This is a genomic window from Rathayibacter rubneri (assembly GCF_023743255.1).
GTDB lineage: Bacteria > Actinomycetota > Actinomycetes > Actinomycetales > Microbacteriaceae > Rathayibacter > Rathayibacter rubneri.
This window is the reverse complement of record NZ_JAMRYM010000201.1, coordinates 1-1,168: the sequence shown is the minus strand read 5'-3', so window position 1 is coordinate 1,168 and position 1,168 is coordinate 1. Positions and strand designations below refer to the sequence as shown.

Genomic DNA, 1,168 nt, shown 5'->3' with positions numbered 1-1,168 from the left:
GTTGGGGTCAATCGGTTGGTGCAACGAGGAGTTGGTTGAGGCGTTGGGCGGGGTTGGCCCAGTCGAGGGTTTTGCGGGGGCGGCCGTTGAGTTCTTCGGCGATCTCGTCGAGTTGGTCCTGGGTGTAGGTGCGGAAGTCGGTGCTGCTGCGGGGGAAGTATTGGCGCAGGAGCCCGTTGGTGTTCTCGTTCGATCCTCGTTGCCAGGGCGAGTGGGGGTCGGCGAAGAACACGCGGCAGTCGGTCGCGAGGGTGAAGCTGGCGTGACGGGCCATCTCGATGCCCTGGTCCCAGGTCAGGGTGCGCCGCAGATGCTCCGGAAGTCGGCGCATCAGGGTCGTCAGAACAGAGGTCACGTGTCCGCTGGTGCGGTCCTCGGGCAGGGATCCGAGCATCACGAAGCGGGTGGAGCGTTCCACGAGAGTGATGATCGCGGACGTGCCTCGCGCGCCGATCACGAGATCGCCTTCCCAGTGCCCGGGAACAGCGCGGTCCTCGGCTTCCGCGGGGCGGGTGCTGATGTTGAAGTCCTTCGCCCAGAGCCGGCCCGTTCGAGCGGCCCGCGCTCCGCGGGACTGCGGGCGGCGGGCGGCGCGTCCTGAACGCAGGAGCAGCTCGTGCGCGAGCTCTCGGCGCAGCTCTCCGCGGGTCTGGTAGTAGATCGCCTGATAGATCGTCTCGTGAGACACGTGATACTCCGGTCGGTCAGCGAACTCGGTCTTGAGCCAAGCAGAGACCTGCGACGGGGACCACTTGCCCCGCAGTTTCTCCACGACCAGATCCCAGAGAAGCGGCGGCGGAGCCGGCCGATTCGCCACGAGCTTGCGGGTCTTCGGGCGCTTCGCGCGCTCGTTCGCCTTGCGTTGAGCGACGGGCGCGGAATACGCCCACCGATACACGCCCCCCAATCCCGGACCGATCCCCGACGCCACCGACCGGCGACGACCCGGATGCCGCGCCACCACCCCAGTCGTGTGAGCACCCCGATACACGTTGTTGCGCTTGAACTCACGCCACACCGTCGACCGATCCCGCCCGATCAACTCCGCGATCTCCGGGAACCGCAGCCCCCGAGCGAACAACACCGCGATCTGAGCCCGCTCCTCCGCATCCAACCGACGACCCGGCATGTGACCACCCCTCCGTTGCAACAACCCTAAGAAACCGCC

1 protein-coding gene is annotated in these 1,168 nt (G+C 67.0%); it reads right to left on the bottom strand.

Going from position 1 to position 1,168, the window contains the following annotated elements:
- Window positions 1-7: 7 nt before the first annotated feature.
- Window positions 8-1,129, bottom strand: coding sequence for an IS30 family transposase (locus NB037_RS19295; RefSeq protein WP_443722723.1), 1,122 nt, complete (start codon window positions 1,127-1,129; stop codon window positions 8-10).
- Between the last annotated feature and the right edge of the window lie 39 nt (window positions 1,130-1,168).

Excerpts from the sequence above, each read along its gene's own strand:
- NB037_RS19295 (WP_443722723.1), bottom strand. The coding sequence starts at position 1,129 with ATGCCGGGTCGTCGGTTGGATGCGGAGGAGCGGGCTCAGATCGCGGTG.